At 69.5% G+C, this 20,054-nt stretch carries 19 protein-coding genes; 3 read left to right on the plus strand and 16 right to left on the minus strand.

Annotated features, from left to right (window positions below; translation table 11 throughout):
- Nucleotides 1–187 precede the first annotated feature (187 nt).
- From AC1KAR_RS10370 to AC1KAR_RS10395, 6 genes are all read right to left on the minus strand, one after another.
- Nucleotides 188–1,252, minus strand: coding sequence for a flavodoxin family protein (locus AC1KAR_RS10370; protein ID WP_480317145.1), 1,065 nt, complete (start codon nt 1,250–1,252; stop codon nt 188–190).
- Nucleotides 1,253–1,364: 112 nt separating this feature from the next.
- Nucleotides 1,365–2,573, minus strand: coding sequence for an ABC transporter permease (locus AC1KAR_RS10375; protein WP_480317147.1), 1,209 nt, complete (start codon nt 2,571–2,573; stop codon nt 1,365–1,367).
- Complete coding sequence (locus AC1KAR_RS10380; protein WP_480317149.1) at nt 2,573–3,307, minus strand: ABC transporter ATP-binding protein; 735 nt, start codon at nt 3,305–3,307, stop codon at nt 2,573–2,575. Before AC1KAR_RS10380 ends, AC1KAR_RS10375 begins: the two co-directional genes overlap by 1 nt.
- A 208-nt stretch (nt 3,308–3,515) precedes the next feature.
- Nucleotides 3,516–4,826, minus strand: a complete 1,311-nt coding sequence (locus AC1KAR_RS10385; protein WP_480317151.1) for an efflux RND transporter periplasmic adaptor subunit — start codon at nt 4,824–4,826, stop codon at nt 3,516–3,518.
- Between the two features lie 2 nt (nt 4,827–4,828).
- On the minus strand, nt 4,829–6,295 hold the full coding sequence (locus AC1KAR_RS10390) for an efflux transporter outer membrane subunit (RefSeq protein WP_480317153.1): 1,467 nt from the start codon (nt 6,293–6,295) through the stop codon (nt 4,829–4,831).
- Between the two features lie 67 nt (nt 6,296–6,362).
- Nucleotides 6,363–7,334 (minus strand): LysR substrate-binding domain-containing protein, encoded by a 972-nt coding sequence (locus tag AC1KAR_RS10395; protein WP_480317155.1) that lies wholly within the window; start codon nt 7,332–7,334, stop codon nt 6,363–6,365.
- Nucleotides 7,335–7,505: 171 nt separating this feature from the next.
- Between AC1KAR_RS10395 and AC1KAR_RS10400 the strand changes: the two genes are divergently transcribed.
- Entirely contained in the window at nt 7,506–7,937 is a 432-nt protein-coding gene (locus tag AC1KAR_RS10400) for a nuclear transport factor 2 family protein (protein ID WP_480317157.1), read from the plus strand.
- A gap of 1 nt (nt 7,938) precedes the next feature.
- Here the strand turns inward: AC1KAR_RS10400 and AC1KAR_RS10405 are convergent, their stop codons facing one another.
- From AC1KAR_RS10405 to AC1KAR_RS10445, 9 genes are all read right to left on the minus strand, one after another.
- Complete coding sequence (locus AC1KAR_RS10405; protein WP_480317159.1) at nt 7,939–8,352, minus strand: PH domain-containing protein; 414 nt, start codon at nt 8,350–8,352, stop codon at nt 7,939–7,941.
- Nucleotides 8,349–8,612, minus strand: coding sequence for a hypothetical protein (locus tag AC1KAR_RS10410; protein WP_480317161.1), 264 nt, complete (start codon nt 8,610–8,612; stop codon nt 8,349–8,351). Before AC1KAR_RS10410 ends, AC1KAR_RS10405 begins: the two co-directional genes overlap by 4 nt.
- A 112-nt stretch (nt 8,613–8,724) precedes the next feature.
- Nucleotides 8,725–9,183 carry a DUF2846 domain-containing protein gene (locus AC1KAR_RS10415; RefSeq protein ID WP_480317163.1) on the minus strand — a complete coding sequence of 153 codons (459 nt, stop codon included), beginning with the start codon at nt 9,181–9,183 and terminating at the stop codon, nt 8,725–8,727.
- A 191-nt stretch (nt 9,184–9,374) separates the two neighbouring features.
- On the minus strand, nt 9,375–11,417 hold the full coding sequence (locus AC1KAR_RS10420) for an oxidoreductase (protein WP_480317165.1): 2,043 nt from the start codon (nt 11,415–11,417) through the stop codon (nt 9,375–9,377).
- Between the two features lie 47 nt (nt 11,418–11,464).
- Nucleotides 11,465–12,610: an 8-amino-7-oxononanoate synthase gene (gene bioF, locus AC1KAR_RS10425; RefSeq protein ID WP_480317167.1), complete on the minus strand. Its 1,146-nt coding sequence runs from the start codon at nt 12,608–12,610 to the stop codon at nt 11,465–11,467.
- A 3-nt stretch (nt 12,611–12,613) separates the two neighbouring features.
- Nucleotides 12,614–13,159, minus strand: a complete 546-nt coding sequence (locus AC1KAR_RS10430; RefSeq protein WP_480317169.1) for an outer membrane beta-barrel protein — start codon at nt 13,157–13,159, stop codon at nt 12,614–12,616.
- A 121-nt stretch (nt 13,160–13,280) separates the two neighbouring features.
- On the minus strand, nt 13,281–13,943 hold the full coding sequence (gene bioD / locus AC1KAR_RS10435) for a dethiobiotin synthase (RefSeq protein ID WP_480317171.1): 663 nt from the start codon (nt 13,941–13,943) through the stop codon (nt 13,281–13,283).
- A gap of 13 nt (nt 13,944–13,956) precedes the next feature.
- Nucleotides 13,957–15,258 carry an adenosylmethionine--8-amino-7-oxononanoate transaminase gene (gene bioA, locus AC1KAR_RS10440; RefSeq protein ID WP_480317173.1) on the minus strand — a complete coding sequence of 434 codons (1,302 nt, stop codon included), beginning with the start codon at nt 15,256–15,258 and terminating at the stop codon, nt 13,957–13,959.
- A gap of 5 nt (nt 15,259–15,263) precedes the next feature.
- Nucleotides 15,264–15,776, minus strand: a complete 513-nt coding sequence (locus tag AC1KAR_RS10445; protein ID WP_480317175.1) for a chorismate--pyruvate lyase family protein — start codon at nt 15,774–15,776, stop codon at nt 15,264–15,266.
- Nucleotides 15,777–15,799: 23 nt separating this feature from the next.
- Here AC1KAR_RS10445 and pabB point away from each other — a divergent pair, with 23 nt between their 5' ends.
- Entirely contained in the window at nt 15,800–17,194 is a 1,395-nt protein-coding gene (pabB, locus tag AC1KAR_RS10450; protein ID WP_480317176.1) for an aminodeoxychorismate synthase component I, read from the plus strand.
- A gap of 84 nt (nt 17,195–17,278) precedes the next feature.
- Nucleotides 17,279–18,061, plus strand: a complete 783-nt coding sequence (locus tag AC1KAR_RS10455) for a hypothetical protein (protein ID WP_480317178.1) — start codon at nt 17,279–17,281, stop codon at nt 18,059–18,061.
- Between the two features lie 23 nt (nt 18,062–18,084).
- On the opposite strand, the gene AC1KAR_RS10460 is transcribed toward AC1KAR_RS10455, so the two are convergent.
- The gene (locus AC1KAR_RS10460; RefSeq protein ID WP_480317179.1) at nt 18,085–19,956 is read right to left on the minus strand and encodes an AsmA family protein; all 1,872 of its coding nucleotides are present in this window, start codon (nt 19,954–19,956) and stop codon (nt 18,085–18,087) included.
- Between the last annotated feature and the right edge of the window lie 98 nt (nt 19,957–20,054).

Below are 20,054 nucleotides of genomic sequence, written 5' to 3' on the forward strand. Positions count from 1 at the left end.
GGCGGTGGCCTGGGACATGAGCTTGGCGAAGGGGTGGTCTGATTTCATGGCAATGGTGCGGTGCAGCAATTGACCACAGGTTAGCGCTTTCTGCATGAGCGTCCGTGGGCAAAAACCCCAGTGGCGGGTCAGCGGAAACGAGTTTCCGGCCGCCGGTCATGACCGTGCCAAGTGTTGAGGTTGGTGCTCACTTGGCTCGTGGGCGTTTCAAATTGGTGGGTTGCAGGCGGCCGGCCCGCAGCTCGGCCACCGCGTGCGCCACGGCGCGGCCCACGTTGCGTACCTCCTGCTCGAAGCCTTGGTCGTGGTCGAGCGTCTCGTGGCTGTCGAAATAAGGCGCGTAGTAGCCCACATAGCGGTCGAGCCGCGCGGGCGTGCCGGCGTCGATGAAACCCATCCAGTCGAGCCAGTCGCTCAGGGCGCGGCGAACGCCCTCGATGCCCGCCACGTCGCCATGCACCACCAGGCCATAGGCGCGCCCGGCCAGGTGCTGCGGGTAGCTCCAGCCCTCGGCCTCGATCTGTTTGGCGAGTGACGCCTTCTTGCCCTGCGTGCGGGTCGGGTCGGGGTTGCCGCCGTCAGCGCACACCAGCCGGTCGATCATCAGCTTGAGCACGCTGGGCGCCTGGTACCAGTGCACGGGCGTGGCGATGATGACCGCGTGCGCGGACACCCAGCGTTCGTAGATCTCGGCCATCCAGTCGTTGGTCTGCCCCGTGGCGTGGTTGGGGTAGCAACTGCAGGGCCAGTGGCACAGCGGCATGGCGGTCGACACGCAGCCCTTGCAGGGGTGGATGTGGCGGTCGTAGTCGGAGGTGACGAGGCTCAGGTCCAGCAGGTCGATCTCGATCTGTCGGGTCGTGAGCTCTTCGCGCAGCCAGCGTGTGAGCCGCCAGCTCTTGGAGATCTCGCCGGGGCAGCTGCCGTCGTTGCGCGGCGAGGCGCAGACCACGAGTGCGCGCGAGGGCGTGGCCGGGTCGGCCCAGCGTGCCTGCGCCGCGTCGAGCTGCTCCTTGGTGGCGCGCCACTCGTCGGAGAGTTCGTAAGCCGGGTCGGCATAGTCGGCGCCGGCCGGGTGCGCCAGCGGTGCCTTGCGGCCCTCGGTGTAGGCCTCCCAGGCGAGCTGCTCCAGCCGGGCCAGTGCCGCGTCTTCGGCGCGGTAGGCCGGGTCGACGAAGCGGGCCCGAAAGCGTTGCCCGAAGGTGGCGCGGTCGTGGGGCGCGGGGGCCTGGCCGGTGCGTGGTTCGCTCATGGCGCGAATCTAGGCACGCGCGGCCGCGGGGCCTGTCGGACGGGGGCGCGTCGTGGCGTGGGGGCGATGCTCGTTCGTCGATCTCGTTGTCGTTGCGCCCGCTGTCGTCGCCCTACTCGTGGCGCAGCGCGTCGATCGGGTCGAGCTGCGCCGCGCGGCGTGCCGGGAAGTAGCCGAACACCACGCCGATGCCGGCCGAGAACACGATGGACAGCAGGTTGATGGCCGGATCGAACACGTAAGGCACGTTCATCAGCATCGCCAGGCCGAACGACGCCACGGTGGCGATCGCGATGCCCACCAGCCCGCCGAGCGCAGCCAGCACCACCGCCTCAATCAGGAACTGCAGCAGCACCTCGCGCTCCAGCGCGCCGATGGCCAGGCGCAGGCCGATCTCGCGGGTGCGCTCGGTCACGCTGACCAGCATGATGTTCATGATGCCGATGCCGCCCACCAGCAGGCTTACCGCGGCCACGGCGGCGAGCAGGGTGGTCATCACCTTGGTGGTGCCGGAGAGCGTGTCGGCGAGCTGCTTGGTGTCGAGCACGTTGAAGTTGTCGTCGTCGGCATCGGCGAGCTTGCGGCGCTCGCGCAGCAGCGTGTTGAGGCTGGCCTTCACGCTGTCGGGGTCGGCGCCGTCCTGCATCGACACGAGCAGGGTGTTGACGCGCTGGTTGCCGGTGACGCGGCGCTGCAGCGTGCGCAGCGGCACCACGACCACGTCGTCCTGGTCGTTGCCCATCGCGGCCTGGCCCTTGGAGTTGAGAACGCCCACCACCGTGCACGAGAACTGCTTCACCCGCACCGATTCACCCAGCGCGCTGCGGCCGCTGAACAGCTCGCGCTGCACCGTCTGGCCGACGATGCACACCGCCGCGCCGGCCTGCAGCTCCTCGTCGCTGAAGCGGCGGCCGCCGTCGCCGATGGTCCAGTTGCTGATGTCGAACCAGTGGTTGTCGGTGCCGGTGATGCTGGTCGACCAGTTGCGGCCGTTCGCCACCACGGTGGCCGCGCTGCGGGCCTCGGGTGCCACGGCCTGCACGCCGCCGATCTGCGTGGCGACGAACTGGGCATCTGCCTCCTTGAAGGCCGGCGCGCCGCCGCTGCCGCCGGGGCCGAGCCGCATGCCAGGGCGCACCATCAGCAGGTTGGTGCCCAGGCTCGAGATCTGGTTCTGCACCGCCATGGTTGCGCCGTTGCCGAGCGTGACCATGGTGATCACCGCGCTCACCCCGATCACGATGCCCAGGATGGTGAGAAACGAGCGCAGCAGGTTGCGCCGGATCGAACGCAGCGCGAGCAGCAGTGAGCTGAGCAGCATCAGGCGGGCTCCGTGGTGTGGGGGGCAGCCGCCGTGCTGCGCGGCGCGTTCGGCGTGTCGCTGGCGATGCGCCCGTCGACGAAGCGCACGATGCGCCGGGCATAGGCTGCCATGTCGGATTCGTGCGTGACCATCAGCACGGTGATGCCGCGCTCGGTGTTCAGGCGGCACAGCAGCTCCATGATCTCCTGGCTGCGCTGGGTGTCGAGGTTGCCGGTGGGCTCGTCGGCGAGCAGCACGGTCGGGTGGGTCACGATGGCGCGCGCGATCGCCACGCGCTGCTGTTGCCCGCCCGAGAGCTGCGCCGGCGTGTGGTGCTCACGGCCTTCGAGGCCGACCGCCGCGAGCGCCTGCATCGCAGCAGCATGGCGCTCCTTGGTGGGCACGCCGCGGTACAGCAGCGGCAGCTCTACGTTCTCTTGCGCCGTGGTGCGCGGCAGCAGGTGGAAGCCCTGGAACACGAAACCGAGGTACTTGCGGCGCAGCAGCGCGCGCTGATCGCGGCCGAGCTGCTCGACGTGCGTGCCCTTGAACAGGTATTCGCCCTCGGTGGGCCGGTCGAGCAGGCCGAGGGTGTTCATGGCGGTGGATTTGCCGGAGCCGCTCGGGCCCATCACGGCGACGAACTCGCCGGCCTGGATGTCGAGGTCCACGCCCTTGAGCGCCCACAGCGCGGCTTCGCCTTCGCCGTAGAGGCGCTTGATGTTGCGCAGTTGGATGAGGGGGGTGGTCATGGGGTGCGGATTTCGCGGGGATTGGCGTGGGCCTTCGATACCTCAGGCTGAGCGGCTCGTGTGTGTTCGACAGGAGATGGAGCAGGCTTCTGCGCTCTGTGGTCGACGCATGTCACCACTCGCTCAGCCTGACCCCTCGACAAGCTCAGGACAAGGTCCACTTCGCGGATCGAAGGCCCGCTCAACCGCACGCACGCAACCCCCAGCATCACTTGGCCCCCGCCCTTTGCTCGGTGATCACCTGCATGCCCTCGCGCAGCCCCTCGCCGCTGACTTCCGTGACCCGCCCATCCGTGATGCCGGTGGTCACGCGCACGGCGGTCGGCTTGCCTTCTTGCAGCACCCAGAGCTGGCGCGGCGTGCCCGCGCCCGGCGCTGCATCGCTGCCACCGCGCCGCTGCCCGCCGCCGCGCGGCATGCGTGGCATCAGGCTGCCCACGATGCCGGTGCCGCCGCCGCCCTGGGCCTGCGGCTGCTGGCCCGATTGCGCGGGGGTGAAGCGCAGCGCGGTGTTGGGCACGAGCAGCACGTCCTGGCGTTCGGTGGCGGTGATGGTGGCGGTGGCGGTCATGCCCGGGCGCAGACTCAGGTCGCTGTTGTTCACGTCGAGGTAGGTGACGTAGGTGACCACGTTCTCGGTGATCGTCGAGCCGAAAGCCACGCGCGTCACGCTGGCCGGGTACTTGCGCCCCGGGTAGGCGCTGACCGTGAAGTTCGCCTTCTGCCCCACCTGCACCGAGCCCACGTCGGCCTCGTCCACGCTCACCTGCAGGCGCAGCTTGGTCAGGTCTTCGGCGATGGTGAAGAGCGTCACGGCCTGCAGCGAGGCGGCCACCGCGTTGCCCGGGTCCACGGTGCGGGTGAGCACCACGCCGTCGGTGGGCGAGCGGATCGAGGCCTTCTTGAGATTGGTCTCGTCGGTCGACAGCGCGGCCTGCGCATCGGCCACCGTGGCCTGCGCGGCGCCCAGGTCGGCCACGGCGCGCTCGGCGGTCGCGCGGCCAGTGTCGAGCTCGCTCTTCGACGGCACCTTGCCGCCCGAGAGCTTGGCCACCTCTTCGAGCCGCGCGAGGTTGCCGCGCGCTTCTTTCAGCGTGGCATCGGCCTGCGCCACGCGGGCGCGTGCCGAGGCGAGCGAGGCGCGCGAACGCAGGATCTGGTCGGAGAGCTTGGCCGTGTCGAGTTCGACCAGCACCTGGCCCTTGGTCACGCGGTCGTTCACATCGACCAGCACGCGCGCCACGGTGCCCGAGAGTTCGCTGCCGATGTTGACCGAGCGCGTGGGCTGCAGCGTGCCGTTGGCCGTGACCTGCAGCGTGAGCTTGCCGCGCGTGACCGGCTGCGTGGCGTAGCTCGGTGCGGCCTTGGCGTCGCGCCCCGATTGCCACCAGGCGATGCCCCCGGCCACCAGCGCGATGGCGGCCGCGATCGCCCAGGTGCGCGGGCGGCGGTACCACGGGCGGGGCGCGGGCTCGTCGAGCAGCGCGGCGAGGTCTTGTGAGTGGGTGTTGGCGTTCATGGTCATGGGCCTTGCGTGCGGGGCGCGGATGCGTCGGCACGCGCGGAGTCGTCGGGGGTGCTGACCCATCCACCGCCCAGCGCCTTGTACAGGCGCACGTGGTCGGCGCTCAGGTTGGCCTGGGTGGTGGCCACGGCGTCTTGCGTGGCCAGCAGCGAGCGTTGCGTGTCGAGCACGGTCTGGAAGTCGATCAGCCCCGTGCGGTAACGGTAGTTGGCGAGCAGAGAGGCGTCTTGCGCCGACTCGCTCGCGTTGCGCAGGCGTTGCAGGCGCTCGCGGTCGCCGCGCAGCGCGGCCAGTGCGTCTTCAACCTCTTGCAGCGCGTTGAGCACCACGGCCTGGTAGCCCACGCGCGACTGCTCCAGCGCGGCCTCCTGCGAGCGCAGTTGCGCGTTCAGCGCGCCGCCATCGAAGAGCGGCACCGAGACGCTGCCGAGCAGTCCGCTGACCAGCGAGGCACCGCTCGTGAGCGAACTGAGCGCGATGGCCGAGAGGCCCACCGAGCCGCTGATGTTGAAGCTCGGGTAGCGCGCCGCATCGGCCTGCGACACCCGGGCCAGCGCGGCGCTCACCTGCTGCTCGGCGGCGCGCACGTCGGGCCGCTGGCGCAGTGTTTGCGCGGGGATGCTGAGCGCCAGGTCGTCGGGCGCGAGTGGGGTCGCGCGGGCGGCATCGAGTTCGGCCTGCAAGGCGGTGGGTGGCTGGCCGGTCAGCACCGCCAGCGCGTGCTGCGTCTGCGCGATCGTGGCCTGCAGCGTTGGGATGAGCGCGCTGGTGTTCTCGGTCGCGGTGCGTGCCTGCGAGAGGTCGAGTGATGTGGCCAGGCCCGCCTGCACGCGCCAATCGGTGATCTGCAGCGTCTCCTGCTGGGTTTCGAGGTTGCTGCGCGCGATGGCCAGGCGTGCCTGGGCGCTGCGCAAATCCATGTAGGCGACAGCCACCTCGGCTGCGATCGACACCTGCGTGCCGCCGAGGGTGGCCTCGCTGGCGCGCGCATCGGCCTCGCTGGCCGAGACGGCCGCCTGCTGGCCACCGAAGATGTCGGGCTCCCAGCTGGCGTCGAGGCCCACCCGGTAGCTGTTGCCGGCGGGTGCATCGCCCACCTTGTTGCGCTGCGCCGAAGCCGAGCCGCCCACGCTCGGGCCGAGCCGCGCAGATTGCACGTCGCGCAGCGCGCGGGCCTGCGCCAGCGCGGCCTGCGCCGAGCGCACCGAGGTGTTGGCCTGCAGGGCCTGCGTGATGAGCTGGCTCATCAGCGGGTCGTTGAAACGCTGCCACCAGGCGGCGAGGTCGGTCGCGTTGGCGTTGGCGGTGCCGGCAGGCGGCGCGGCCGTCCATTGCGCCGGCACGGCCACCACGGGCAGCGGCTCGTCGCGCGCGGTGAGCGACGCGCAGCCACTGAGCGCAAGCGCGCCGGCCAGCGCAGCAAGCGCCCAGGGATGGGGGAGGGAGTGGGCTCGGTGCGGCATGGATCGACTGTCTCGCGCGTGTGTGACGCCGGCGCTTCGCTTGCGTCAAGGCTTGTAAAGCTGGTGGTCAGTGTGCCGACGGGCGTGCCAGCTTGTGGGCCACAGGGCGCGTGGCGGGCACCTGGATCAACTGCGCGGTTTCGGCGATCGACCGGGCCATGTTGGCATCGAGCCAGTCGACCAAAGCGCTGATGTCGGCATCCCCCGATTTCAGAGAAGGCCATCTCGCCACGTGCTGCTTGGCCGAGGGCATCGGCTCGGCATGCGCCAGCGCGGGCACGAGTCGCCCGTCGCGCAGCGCGTCGTGCGCGAGCAGCGAACGAGCCAGCGCCACGCCGGCGCCATCGGCGGCTGCCGAGAGGATCAAGCCCATGTCGGCAAAGGCGAGCCGGCTTCCTTCGCGCCGGCGCGGCGCGACACCGAGCCGATCGAGCCACAGACCCCAGCTCCATTCGCCGCTCTCGCGTGTCGCCTTGTGCAGCAGCGTCAGGTCGGCCAGCGCGTTGGCGTCTTGCAGGGGGCGTGCGCCTGGCAGCAGTCGTGGATGGCAGACCGGGAACACCTGCTCGGTGGGTAGCGGTCGCTGCTTCGCGCTGGGCTGGGCTTCGGCGGGCGCGGACCACTGGATCCACAGGTCCACGTCGACCACCGACGGGTCGCGCGTGTCGCGCGGCACCAGCTCGATCGAGACGCCCGGCCGCCGGGCCATGAAGTCGGGCAAGCGCGACGCCAGCCACCACGTGCACAAGGCGCTTGCGGCCACGACGCGCAGGCGGCGCTCGCGTGGCGTGCCGATGCGCGCGAGCGAGTCGAGCGCCGAGGCCAGGTCGGGTAGCAGCGCACGCCCTGCATCGGTGAGAACGAGGCCGGGGTTCAGGCGGCGAATCAACTGAACGCCGAGGTGGGCCTCGAGCCGGCGCACACGGTGGCTGACCGCGCTTTGCGTGAGGCACAACTCCTGCGCCGCGCGCGTGAAGCTCAGGTGCCGCGCGACCGCGTCGAAAGCAACCAGTTCCGGGAACGGGGGGAGGCGGCGCATGCGCGGTTGGAGTCCTGGCGGGGGATGAAGGCAGTGTATCGGCCGCCTGCCACTCGCCGCGAGCGCATGACGGCGCGTCATGCGCCCGGTTGCAAGCGTCATTTGCCCGGCGGGGGCGCGGTGCGAAGAATCGCCGCTCCATTCCATCTCTCTCACCAGAAGGAGCTCAACATGAACGCTGAAGACAACAAGAAGTTGATGCAGGACATCTTTGCGGGCGTGGCCGTGGGCGATGGCCGGCTCTTCGTGCAGCACCTGGCCGACGACGTGACGCTGAAGGTGATGGGCCGCTACTCGTGGGCACGCACCTTCCGCGGCAAGGACTCGGTGATGCGAGATCTGTACGGCTACCTTCGCACCCTGGTCGAGGTGGCCGGGCGCATGACGCCCACGCACTTCATTGCCGAGGGCGACCACGTGGTGGTGGAGGGCGTCGGCGCGATGATCACCCAGGGTGGCGTGCCCTACGAGAACGAGTACTGCCTCGTCTACCGTCTCTCGGGTGGCAAGATCGTCGAGATGCGCGAGTACCAGGATTCGGCGCTTTGCGAGCGCGTCCTGGGGCCCTATCCGGCCGACCGTGTGGGGGCTGTGGCCGGCTGAGTCAGGCGGCGCTGTCGTGGGCCTGGACGAAGGCCTTGCGGAATGCGAGCGGGTCCGAGATGCCGGGGATGGGCGCCTGCGGGTTGCCGGCGCCGGCAATGATCAGGGTGCCGAAATTGAAGAGGCGGCCCAGGATGTCCTGATCGACCTGCACGCTCTCGACCTTGCTCAGGTTGATCTCGACGGTGCTGCGCCGGATGAAACCGAACTTGACGATCACCCGCTTGCTGGTGATCGCGAGCTCGGTGGTCTTGTAGCGGATGTAGGCTTTCACCAGGAAGATGAGCCCGATTCCCAGCACCGGCAGCAGCAGCACGCCAGCGGCCAGCAGATGCCACAGCGACCACAGGCTGATGCGGCCCACATGGACGATGGACTCGCCCGGGGTCAGCGCGCCTTCGACATAGCTGCTCATTGAGGCTGGTCCTCGTTGCCGCCCCAGCGCCAGCGCGGTGGCGGCCCCTTGAGCCAGCACACGGCGATGAGCGCGAGAGACAGTACCGAGCTGAACACGACAAACGTGCCCGGCATGCTCCGCGGGAGCAGGAAGCCCGCGCTGCCAATGAGAAGCAGGAAGAAGATCGCCATCACCACCCAACCCTGCCACGCGCACGGCATGCCCCAGCCCCAGCCATAGCGTTTGGGGTGGAACCAGTAGGCGGGTTGGTTGGGCATCGATGCGCTCCTTGCTGATCAGGCGATGGCGAGGATTGAACCATGCGCGAAGCGTCGAAGTTCGACGCCTCGGTTCAGGCAGCTGACCTGTCTGCCCGAAAGTCTCGCGCGATCAGTCGCCGCACTTGCCGGGCTTCGCCATCTCGAGTTGCGCCACGTCGGTCTTGCCTTGCTCTTCGGTCATCAACTCCAGGCCGGCGCCGCCCACGAAGACACCCATCTTGATGTACTGGCGGATGAAGTAGTTGCTGCCGGTGGCAAGCATCAATTCGAGGGAGTTCGGCGAGAACTCCGACTCGGTGTCGAACTTGTAGGTCTTCCCGCCTGCAAGTTCCGTGAAGAAGAAGACGTTGTTCGAGCTCTCGCCGAGGCACTTGCCGTCAATCAGGATGTCCTTCTTGAGGGCTTGGCCCACGAAGCTGTTTCTGTAGACGTACACGCCTGCGTTGCCCGGGCTCGGCTGCTTGAACTGCTTGGCCTTGGCCGATTCCTCTTTGCTGGCCATGTCCACGGATGCGCAGCCAGTCATGAACAGTGAGGCGGCGACGACGAGAAGGGGAACGAACTTCATGGAATTGTTGGTCTCGGTAGGTTAGGGAACGAGTCATCTCGCCGCCAAGCGGGCCGGGCAAGGCGCTCGGGTCGCGAGGCTAAGCCAAGCCGCATCACGCTTCGGGCGTTGAGGCTCCTTCCCCACGGGAACCGTGAAGCATCCCTCGCTAACCTCTCAGTTGCGTGGCTTGGCAGCCACGCGGGTTCACCCTAGAGGGTGGCTGCCAGCCGCGTCCCCTGATCGATCGCGCGCTTGGCATCGAGCTCCCCCGCCTCGTGCGCCCCGCCGATCAGGTGCACCGTGATGCCGGCCGCGCGCAAGGGCTCGTGCAGTTCGCGCAGCGGCTCCTGCCCCGCGCACAGCACGATGGTGTCGCACTCGATGAGCTGTCCGTCGCTGCGTTTCTCGCCATACGTGATGAACAGGCCCTGCGGCGTGATGCGCTCGTAGTTGACACCGCCGATCATCTCCACGTTCTTCATCTGCAGGGCTGCGCGGTGGATCCAGCCGGTGGTCTTGCCCAGGCCCTTGCCGAGCTTGCCGCTCTTGCGCTGCAGCAGCGTGACCTGCCGCGCCGGGGGCGTGGGCTGCGCGCGCACGACGCCGCCGCGCACCTGCTCGGGGTCGGCCACGCCCCACTCGGCGAGCCACTCGGCCAGGTTCAAGGTGGGCGAGTGGCCTTCGGTGGTGACGAGGTACTCGGCCACGTCGAATCCGATGCCGCCGGCGCCGACGATGGCCACGCGCGGGCCGACGGGCTTCTTGTGCAGGAGCACGTCGATGTAGCTCAGCACGTTGGGGCCGTCGGCGCCGGGGATGCGCGGGTCGCGCGGGGTGACGCCGGTGGCGAGGATCACTTCGTCGAAGCCGCGCAGGTCGGTGGCGCTCACGCGGGTGTCGAGCGAGAGCTGCACACCGGTGTCGTCGATGCGCTGGCGGAAGTAGCGCAGCGACTCGGAGAACTCCTCTTTGCCGGGGATGCGCTTGGCCATGTTGAACTGGCCGCCGATCTCGGATGCCGCCTCAAAAAGCTGCACCGTGTGGCCGCGCTCGGCGAGGGTGGTGGCCGCCGCCAGGCCGGCCGGGCCCGCGCCGACGACGGCGACGCGCTTCTTGCGGGGCGTGGCGCGGATCACGAGCGTGGTCTCATGCCCGGCGCGGGGGTTCACGAGGCAACTCGTGAGCTGGTTCTTGAAGGTGTGGTCGAGGCAGGCCTGGTTGCAGGCGATGCAGGTGTTGATGCGCTCGGGTCGGTTGGCGGCGGCCTTGTTGACGAACTCGGCGTCGGCCAGCAACGGGCGCGCGAGGCTCACCATGTCGGCGCATTCGTCGGCGAGCAACTGCTCGGCCACCTCGGGCGTGTTGATGCGGTTGCTGGTGACGAGCGGGATGTTCATGCCCGCGGCGCGCAGCTCGCGCCGCATCTTCTGCGTGACCCAGCCAAAGGCGCCGCGCGGCACGCTGGTGGCAATCGTCGGCACGCGCGCCTCATGCCAGCCGATGCCGGTGTTGATGATGGTGGCGCCGGCCGCGGCGATCGCCTTGGCGAGCTGCACCGCCTCGGGCCAGGAGCTGCCGTCGGGGATCAGGTCGATCATCGACAGGCGGTAGATGATGATGAAGTCGGCCCCCACGGCCTCGCGCACGCGCCGCACGATCTCGACGGCAAGGCGCATGCGGTTCTCGTACGCGCCGCCCCATTCGTCGTCGCGCTTGTTGGTGTGCGTGACCAGGAACTGGTTGATGAAGTAGCCCTCGCTGCCCATGATCTCGACGCCGTCATATCCGGCCTCGCGTGCGAGCGATGCGCAGCGCACGAAGGCGCGGATCTGGCGCTCGATGCCGCGTGCGCTCAGCTCGCGCGGCGTGAAGGGCGAGATCGGGCTTTGCAGGCGCGAGGGTGCCACGCACAGCGGCTGGTAGCCGTAGCGCCCGGCGTGCAGGATCTGCAGCGCGATCTTGCCGCCCTCGGCGTGCACGGCGTCGGTGACGAGCTTGTGCCGCCGCGCGCCACCGCTCGTGCTGAGCGTGCCACCGAAGGGCTTGAGCCACGCTTCGATGTTGGGCGAGAACCCACCGGTGACCATGAGCCCCACGCCGCCGCGCGCGCGCTCGGCAAAGAACTCGGCCATCGCCGGGAAGTGCTTGCGGCCATCCTCCAACCCGGTGTGCATGCTGCCCATCAGCACGCGGTTCTTGAGGGTGGTGAAGCCGAGGTCGAGCGGCGCGAGCAGGTGGCGGTAGGCTGTCATGCGGCGATGGTAGGAGCACCCCACCCGCCGCGACAGGAGTGAACTCCCTACGCGCGCTGCAATGCCGCGGTCAATCGATCCACATCCGTCTCACTGTGGGCCGCCGAGAGCGAGATGCGCAGTCGCGCCGTGCCTTCAGCCACGGTGGGCGGGCGGATGGCAGGCACCCACAGGCCATGTGCGTACAGGCCTTGCATAACCTCCAGCGCCTCGGCATTGCCGCCGATGATGAGCGGCTGGATGGCGGTGGGTGACACCGGGTGATCGAAGCGCAAGGCATCGGTGCCTGAGCGCAGGCGCGCGATCAGCGTCGCGAGGTGATCGCGACGCCAGCTTTCTTGGGCGATCACGCGCAGGCTGGCGCGGGCCGCTTCCACGACCATGGCCGGTGTGGCGGTCGCGAAGATGTAGGTGCGTGCGCGCTGCAGCACCCACTCGATGGTGCTTCCCTCTCCGGCGACGAAGGCGCCCGACACGCCTGCCGCCTTGCCGAGCGTCGCCATGTAGATGAGGTGCGGAGAGTCGAGGCCCAGGTGCGCCGCGCTGCCGCGGCCTTCGGGCCCGAGCACGCCGAAGCCGTGAGCGTCGTCAATCATCAACAGCGCGCCGTGCCGCTCGCACAGCGCGAGCATCTCGCGCAGGGGGGCGATGTCGCCGTCCATGCTGAACACCGCATCGGTCACGACCAACTTGCGCGAGGCGGTGCTGCCTGCGAGCTGCTGCGCCAGCGTGGCGAGGTCGTTGTGCGGGTAGATGTGCGCCTCGGCGCGCGAGAGGCGCACGCCGTCGATCAGGCAGGCGTGGTTGAGCGCGTCTGAGAAGACCGCATCACCGCGGCCGACCAGCGCCGGCACGATGCCGCTGTTGGCCATGTAGCCCGAGCCGAAGTAGATGGCGCGCGGGCGCCCGACGAAGGCCGCGAGTTCGTGTTCCAGTGCCTCGTGCGGGGCCTCGTGGCCGCAGATCATGGCCGAGGCGGTGGCGCCCACGCCGTAGCGCGCGGCCGCTTCTTGCGCGGCCTGGATCAGCGCCGGGTGCTGGGCCAGCCCGAGGTAGTCGTTGCTGGCGAAAGAGAGCACCGGCTCGCCGTCGACCCGCAGGTGCGGGCCGTCCTTCGCCTCCACCACGCGCCGCACGCGGCGCAGGTGGGCGGCGTCGAGAGCGGCGAGTTGATCGGTGTAGTCAGCGCTCAAGAATCAGAACGCGTAGCTCAGGCCCACGCCAAACAGCGTGGCGCCGCCCGAGCCGCGGGGGTAGTCGAACTTCTGATAGTCGAAGCTGCCGGTGAGGCTGAGCTGCGGCGTGAGCGCGTAGCCGAGAGCGAGGCCGAAGTAGGGCTCGATGCCACCTTCTGAAGACGAATCAGAAGCGATGAGGGTGGACCACTTGTAGTCGGCATCGGTGGATGCCAGGCCCACGCGCGCGGTGCCGCTCAGTTTGGGAGCCAGCGGCATGGTGAAGGCTGCGCCCACGCCGAAGGCGGTGCCGCTGTAGCTGCCCGAGAAGCCGGGTGCGTCGAGGCTGACCTTGCCGAAGTCGGTGTAGCTCACTTCAGCCGAAATGATGGGCGTGAACTTGTAGCCGCCATACAGCTTGAAGCCGGTGTCGCTCTTGTCGCAGCCCGACCAGTTGTCGCAGTTGACGTCCTGGTTGGTCCAGCCGCCGACACCGCCGACGTAGACCTGGGCGAAGGTGCTGGTGGAGACGAGGAGTGCGGCACATGCCAGAAGAAGTTTTTTCATGTCGTGCTCAGTAGTGTGGTTTGTTTGTCGATTGCATCCGAGGGGTTGGATGCGACGGCGGCGGATTCTAGGAGCGCGTTCTCAGCCCTTTGCTACACAACGTAGCGCTGGGAAACGTGCTTCAGATCAGCCACCGCACGGCGCCGGGCAACGGGCGTGCCATGCGCGGCACGTCCGCCCACAGCGGTGCGTGCAAGCGCTCGCTCAGGTAGGCGATGTTGTCGGCCTGCGCGGGCATCTCGGGGTCGATGCGGTTGACCACCCAGCCCGCGAGTGTCAGGCCTCGGGCGCGGATGGCCTCGGCGGTGAGCAGGGCGTGGTTCAGGCAGCCCAGGCGCAGGCCTACCACCAGTAACACCGGCAATTGCAGCGCTTGCGCGAGGTCGGCGCCGGTCTGGGATTCGTTGAGCGGCACGTGGAAGCCGCCGGCGCCTTCGACCACCACGGCATCAGCCTGCGCGGCAAGGGCGCGGTAGCGGTCGACCAGCACGTCGATGTCGATGCGCACGCCGGCCGCGCGCGCGGCAAGGTGCGGCGACATCGGCAGCGGCAGGCAGTAGGGGTTGTCGAGTTCGCGCGGCACTTTCAAGGAGCCGGCGGCGCGCAGGGCGACGGCGTCCTCGTTGTCTTCCTCGCCGTGGGGCAGCGCGATGGTGCCGGCAGCCACCGGCTTCATGCCGACGACGTGCTGATGCCGCTCGCGCAGGTGCAGCAGCAGCGCGCAGCTCACCAGGGTCTTGCCGACTTCGGTGTCGGTGCCGGTGACGAAGTAGCTTTCTGTCATCTCAGGGCTTCGCTCACAGTGTGTCGTTCAACGCGGCAAGCGCGCCTTCGGCCAGCCAGGTGCTCTCGGCTTCGTCGATCACATACGGCGGCATGAAGTAGAGCGTGTTGCCGATGGGCCGCAGCAGCAGCCCGTGCTTCAGCGCGGCGGCGTGGTAGCGGCGCGAGAAGGTCGGATCGTCGGTGTTCACATCGAAGGCCCACAGCATGCCGAGCTGACGCGAGCGCAGCACGTTCGGATGCTGGGTGAGCGGCTCGCACAGCGCGCTCAGGCGTGCAGCGGTGGCGCGGTTGCGGGCCATCCAGTCTTCTTGATCGAACACCTCGAGCGTGGCGAGGGCAGCGCGGCAGGCCAGCGGGTTGCCGGTGTACGAGTGCGAGTGCAAGAAGCCGCGAGCGGTGCGGTCGTCGTAGAAGGCACCGTAGACCGCGTCGGTGGTGAGCACGACCGAGAGCGCCATCGTGCCGCCGGTCAGGCCCTTGGAGAGGCAGATGAAATCAGGGCGGATGCCAGCCTGCTGGTGCGCGAAGAGACTGCCGGTGCGGCCGAAGCCCACCGCGATCTCGTCGGCCACCAAGTGCACTTGGTAGCGGTCGCACAGCGCGCGTGCGAGGCGCAGGTACTCGGGGTCGTGCATCGCCAGGCCGGCGGCGCACTGCACCAGCGGCTCGACGATGAAGGCGGCGGTTTCGGCGTGGTGTTGTTCGAGAAATGTTTCGAGCGCGTTCGCGCAGTGGCGGGCGTGATCGAGTGCCGATACGCCCGGCGCGGCCGCGCGCGCATCGGGGCTGGGCACGGTGGCGCTCACGCGCAGCAGCGGGCCGTAGGCTTCGCGAAAGAGCGGGATGTCGGTCACCGAGAGCGCGCCCACGGTTTCGCCGTGGTAGCCGTTCTGCAGGCCGATGAAGCGGCTCTTCTCGGCGCGGCCGGAGTTGCGCCAGTAATGCGCGCTCATCTTGAGCGCGATCTCGGTGGCCGAGGCACCGTCGCTCGCGTAGAAGGCGTGGCCGAGGCCGGTCAGCGCCGACAGCTGCTCAGACAGCTCCACCACCGGCGCGTGCGTGCAGCCGGCGAGCATGACGTGCGAGAGCGTGTCGAGCTGTTGCTTCATCGCGGCCGTGATGTGCGGGTGGCCGTGGCCGAACAGGTTGACCCACCAGGAGCTGATGCCGTCGAGGTAGCGCCGGCCATCGGTGCCGTACAGCCACACGCCCTGCGCGCGCGCGACGGCCAGCGGTGGTTGCGTCTCGTGCTGCTTCATCTGGCTGCAAGGGTGCCAGACCGCGCGCAGGCTGCGATCCACTAGAGAACTCATCGGGCTCAGTCTTCTTGCACCAGGCCGCCGCGGAAGGCCTCGAAGATCATCATCAGCGGCTTCTGCTCGGTGACGATCCGGTAGCAGCGGCTGGCGCGGCGGTCGGGGTGGCCGACGTGGTCCCACAGCAGGCTCTCGACGCGGGCCGACGAGGGCACGGCCTCGCGCCGCACGAACAGGTGCTGCAGCATGTGACCGATGGGTGCCTTGCCTTCGCGCAGCTGCGCGAGGAACCACGCGGGCACGGCGTCGAGCCGCGTGAACGACAGGTTGTCCATCACCACCTGGCCGTGCGCGTGCATGGCCGTCACGCGCACCAGCCAGGCGGCGCCGCCGAGGTGCTCGTGCACCGCATCGGGCACGTCGCGCACCTCGTCTTGCCGGTACACCTTGATCTCCATCGGGGCTTGCGTGAGGGCCTCGCAGGCGCGCGTGGTCGAGCCGTCGAGCGAGATCAACAAGCGCAGCAGCGCGGCATGCTCTGCATCGGTGGGGAAGGGGCGTCGCTCTACACTCATGCGCTCTGTTCTCTGCCTGCGAAATGGAACCCAGCATCGTACCCGTGGCTCATGACGGCACCCCGCAGGAGCTGTACGCGCGCTTGGGGGCTTGCGATGGGACCGTGCTGCTGGAAAGCAGCAAGCACATGCCGGGCCTGTCGGGTTGGTCGTGGGTCACCGGGCCGGCACTGGCCACGCTCGAGACCATCGGCACGCGCACGACGCTGCGCGACGCCGCCACCGGCCGCATCACCGCGGATTGGGCCGACCCGTTCGATGCGATCCAGGCGGTGATGAACCGCTTCACGCGCCAGGCCAGCCCGCGCCCTGCGGGTCTGGACTTCGCGGGCGGCCTGATCGGCTACCTCGGCTACGACCTCGCGCGCTTCGTCGAGCGCCTGCCCTCGCGTGCGGCCGACGACCCCGCACTGCCGGCCATGCGCCTGCTGTTGTGCGACCACCTGCTGGCCTACGACCATGCCCACGCGCAGTGGTACTTCTGCAGCTTGCCGATCGCGCCCGGCCGGCAAGCGGTGTGGGACGACACCTTGAGGCGCGCGCAAGCACCGCCGGTGCAGAAGGCGCCGCAGGCGCCCGAGCCCCGCGGCTTCCGCGCTGCGGCGATGGCCTCGCGCACCGCAGCGGGGGACTACCTCGCGCAGGTGCGCCGCGTGCTCGACTACATCGCTGCCGGCGACATCTTCCAGGCCAACCTCTCGCACCGCCTCGAAGGTGAGTTCGAGGGCGACGCCTTCGCGCTCTACCGCGCCCTCACGGCGCGCAACCCGGCGCCCTTTGCGGCCTACCTGCCGGGCGATGGCTTCGCGATTGCGAGCGTGTCGCCCGAGCGATTCCTCAAGCTCGCCGACGGTGTCGTGACGGCGCGCCCGATCAAGGGCACGCTCGCGCGCGATGCCGACCCGGCGCGCGACGCACAACAGCGCGAGGCCCTGCTCGCCAGCGTGAAGGACCGCGCCGAGAACCTGATGATCGTCGACCTGATGCGCAACGACCTGGGCCGCGTGGCGCAGGTGGGCAGCGTGCGGGTCGATGCGCTGTTCGAGGCCGAGGCGCACCCGAGCGTGTGGCAGCTCGTGTCGACGATCCGTGCCCGCCTGCGCGCCGATGCCACGCTGGCCGACCTGCTGCGCGCCTGCTGGCCGCCGGGCTCGATGACCGGCGCGCCCAAAGTGCGTGCGATGGAGATCATCGAAGAGCTGGAGCCGGTGCGGCGTGGGCCCTATGCGGGCGCGATCGGCTACTTCGACGCCGGCGGTTCGATGGACCTGTCGGTGGTCATCCGCACGGCCATCGTGCAAGGCGGGCGCGTGATGCTGCAGCTGGGCGGTGCCGTGGTGGCCGACTCCGACCCCGCGCAAGAACTCGCCGAGACCGCTGCCAAGGGCCGCCTGCTGGTGCAGGCGATGGCCGGCTGATGACATGAGGCCCCCACGCGCGCTTCGCTCACGGCCCCCCGTGGGCGCGCAAGCCTCTCTTGGGGCAACCCGGCAAGGGGCCTGATGGCCGCTCTCACAGCCGCCCACAGCCGCCGCCTGCGCGAGGTGTGGCGCTCGGCCGGGTGGCCGTGTTGTGACTTGATCGAGGTGGAGCTGCTCGCCGCCGGCCTGCTGGAGCGCGTGCGCCAGCCTTCGGGCCACGAGACGCTGCGCGTGACGGATGCCGGCGTGCTGCTGATGGCCGAGACCCTGCAACGCAACCGCGCGAGGCGCGATGCGCACGAGGCGCTGGTCGAGCGCGTGGCGCGCGAGATGACGCGCGCCGGCCGCCTCGCCTGGCGCGGGCTCTCGCTGCGCGCGAAGGTGGGCGAGGTCGTCAATGACGCAGGCGAACGCGAAGGCGGCCAATGGGCGATGGCCATGCCCGATGTGTTCTCGATCCGCAACACGACCGTCGAGGCCTACCTTGAACCCATCGTGCACGAGATCAAGGTGCACCGCAGCGACCTGCTGTCCGACCTGCGCCGCGAGCCCAAGCGAGCGGCCTACCTGCAGCTCAGCAGCGAGTGCTGGTACGTGATCGCGCAGGGCATCGCGCAGGCCGACGAGATCCCGCCCGAGTTCGGCGTGATGGCGGCGCAGGGCCCCGCCGACGCGACGCTGCTGGAGGTGTTGCGCCCGGCGCCCAAGCGGCCCATGCGCATGAGCCTGCCGCTGTGGATGGCACTCGCCCGCGCCACGCCGATGGAGGGCTGGCGCAGCGAAGAGGTGCAAGGGATGCTGGGCGATGGCGAGAGCCTGGCAAACGACCTGGGCGATCCAGGCGCCGACCACGAAGCCACCTGAGCTGCCTCGCCAAGGGCCATTTGTTAAGGCACCTTCCCGCACCCCGCCCCGCTGCATGGCGCCGGGCAGCCGGCCGAGGCGATCTCGCGGCGGTCGACAAGCTGCTGTCGGTAGCTGCCGAAACTGCCATCGAGCTGCACCGACTTGCCCAGCATCAGGGGCTGGAATCGGCGTTTCATCTGCGGCGTGAGCAGCACGGACCAGGTTTCCTCGGCCAATTGCACGCTGGCCTGGCCGTCGACGTGCGTCTTCTCGGTGTCGAGGGTGATCTGGCGGGTGCGGCCGATGCCGTCCTTCACGTCGAGCACCACGGCGCCGCAGTGGAGGGCGACCACGTCGTCTTCGCCGTCGAACACGGAGCCGAGCAGCTTGCCGAGATCGAGGCTCAGCTTGGCCGCCAGGCGTTTGCTGAGGGTGCCGCGGTCGAGTGCCACCTGCAGCGAGCCATTCGCGCCGGCCGCCCAGTCGGCCACCGAGGCGCCGTGGCCGCTGAGCTTGAGTTGCGCCGACAGGGGCGCCTCGACCCGTGCGGCGTCGGGCATGTCGGGCCACAGGTGTTCGACGCGCATGCCGCGGGCTTGCGCCTGCAGCTTGACTTGCGTGGTGTCCTCGCGCGCATCGAGCGTGAAGCGGCCGCTGAGCTGGCCGGTGGCCACGGTGGCGTTGACGAGGCGCAGCTGGAGCTGGCCGCGTTCGAGCGTGGCGCGGGCATTCACGCTTTGCATCGGCCGCAGCGGCGACGCCAGCAACTCGGCCACGCGCCAGTCGATGTCGGCATCCATGTCGCGCAACTGCGCAACCGGCAGCTTGCCCTGCGGCAGCACGCGCGGCGAGCCCACCTTGGACGCACGGCCGGCGAGCGAGGGCAGGTCCTCGGTGCTGATGCGGCGGCTGCGCAGCTCGGCGCGTGCGGTGCTGCGGTGGTCGTCCATGCGGTAGCTGATGTGGCCCGACACATCGGAGCGCCCCAGGCTGACCTGCAGATCGCGCGCTTCGAAGTGGTCGCCCTCACGCGTGAGGTGCGCGCTGGCGCGGTAGGGCTTGGTCGCGGGCCAGGGCGGGTCGTCGAAGATGCCCTTGAGCTGCCCGAGGCTCGGCCCGCTGAGCCGGGCTTGCGCGTCAAGACCGCCCAGGCGCAGCATGTCGGCCATGCGGCCGTCGAGTTGCAGCACGGTCTGGGCGCTGCGGGCTTCGCCGCGCAGTGAGAAGAACCGGCCGGTCTGCATGAGCGTGAGCTCGGGGCTGGCGAAGGCGCTGCCCGTGAAGGCCTCGCCATGCAATTTGCCGCTGAACGCCACGCGGTGCGTGAAGGGCCCCTCGGGTGCATCGAGCGGCGTGGACGACATCTCCAGCGAGAGCCCGACCCCGCGGTGGGCCAGCGTGAGGCGGCTGTTGTGGGCCTCCAGCGCCAGGATGCGCACGCGGCCCGGGCCGCGGTCGTCGGGGCGCGTGAGGCGCCAGTTGCGCAGGCCGTCGGCCTGGCGTTCGAGGTGGATGTCGGCGTCGATCATCACCGCCTCGGGGATGAGGCGGATGTCCTGGAAGAGGCTTTTCCAATCGAAGGTGAAGCGCAGTTCGCCGGCGCGCACATAGGGGCGCGAGCTGTCGGCCCAGGGGGCGTTCTCGATCTGCACGCCGCGCAGGCGGACCACCGGGCGCCCCAGGGTGTCGAAGCTCAGGTGCAGATCGTTCGCGCGCACCGACCGGCCCGAGGTCTGGCTCAGATGGCGTTCGAGCGCAGGGCGCACCCAGTTGGCGTCGAAAGAGGCCACCAGCAGCACGAGCGCGGCCACGGTGGCCAGCGTGATCCGCAGCCATCGGCGGGCGTGCCACGGCCGCGCAGGCGGAGAGGCTGGCGTAGGCGGTGGTGGCGTGCGAGAGGGCGCTTGGTTCACAGGATCTCCATGGTGGGCCCGGCCGCTTGCATCGCCGCTCGGCCAACACCGCGTCCGCATGTAGGACGCCACAGGGAAGGGGGCCACGGCCGACCCGA

The organism is Piscinibacter sp. PDB1-1, from assembly GCF_056675995.1.

Coding starts and splice junctions, on each gene's coding strand:
- AC1KAR_RS10370 (WP_480317145.1), bottom strand. CDS start 1,252: ATGAGCGAACCACGCACCGGCCAGGCCCCCGCGCCCCACGACCGCGCC.
- AC1KAR_RS10375 (WP_480317147.1), bottom strand. CDS start 2,573: ATGCTGCTCAGCTCACTGCTGCTCGCGCTGCGTTCGATCCGGCGCAAC.
- AC1KAR_RS10380 (WP_480317149.1), bottom strand. CDS start 3,307: ATGACCACCCCCCTCATCCAACTGCGCAACATCAAGCGCCTCTACGGC.
- AC1KAR_RS10385 (WP_480317151.1), bottom strand. CDS start 4,826: ATGAACGCCAACACCCACTCACAAGACCTCGCCGCGCTGCTCGACGAG.
- AC1KAR_RS10390 (WP_480317153.1), bottom strand. CDS start 6,295: ATGCCGCACCGAGCCCACTCCCTCCCCCATCCCTGGGCGCTTGCTGCG.
- AC1KAR_RS10395 (WP_480317155.1), bottom strand. CDS start 7,334: ATGCGCCGCCTCCCCCCGTTCCCGGAACTGGTTGCTTTCGACGCGGTC.
- AC1KAR_RS10400 (WP_480317157.1), top strand. CDS start 7,506: ATGAACGCTGAAGACAACAAGAAGTTGATGCAGGACATCTTTGCGGGC.
- AC1KAR_RS10405 (WP_480317159.1), bottom strand. CDS start 8,352: ATGAGCAGCTATGTCGAAGGCGCGCTGACCCCGGGCGAGTCCATCGTC.
- AC1KAR_RS10410 (WP_480317161.1), bottom strand. CDS start 8,612: ATGCCCAACCAACCCGCCTACTGGTTCCACCCCAAACGCTATGGCTGG.
- AC1KAR_RS10415 (WP_480317163.1), bottom strand. CDS start 9,183: ATGAAGTTCGTTCCCCTTCTCGTCGTCGCCGCCTCACTGTTCATGACT.
- AC1KAR_RS10420 (WP_480317165.1), bottom strand. CDS start 11,417: ATGACAGCCTACCGCCACCTGCTCGCGCCGCTCGACCTCGGCTTCACC.
- AC1KAR_RS10430 (WP_480317169.1), bottom strand. CDS start 13,159: ATGAAAAAACTTCTTCTGGCATGTGCCGCACTCCTCGTCTCCACCAGC.
- bioD (WP_480317171.1), bottom strand. CDS start 13,943: ATGACAGAAAGCTACTTCGTCACCGGCACCGACACCGAAGTCGGCAAG.
- bioA (WP_480317173.1), bottom strand. CDS start 15,258: ATGAGTTCTCTAGTGGATCGCAGCCTGCGCGCGGTCTGGCACCCTTGC.
- AC1KAR_RS10445 (WP_480317175.1), bottom strand. CDS start 15,776: ATGAGTGTAGAGCGACGCCCCTTCCCCACCGATGCAGAGCATGCCGCG.
- pabB (WP_480317176.1), top strand. CDS start 15,800: ATGGAACCCAGCATCGTACCCGTGGCTCATGACGGCACCCCGCAGGAG.
- AC1KAR_RS10455 (WP_480317178.1), top strand. CDS start 17,279: ATGGCCGCTCTCACAGCCGCCCACAGCCGCCGCCTGCGCGAGGTGTGG.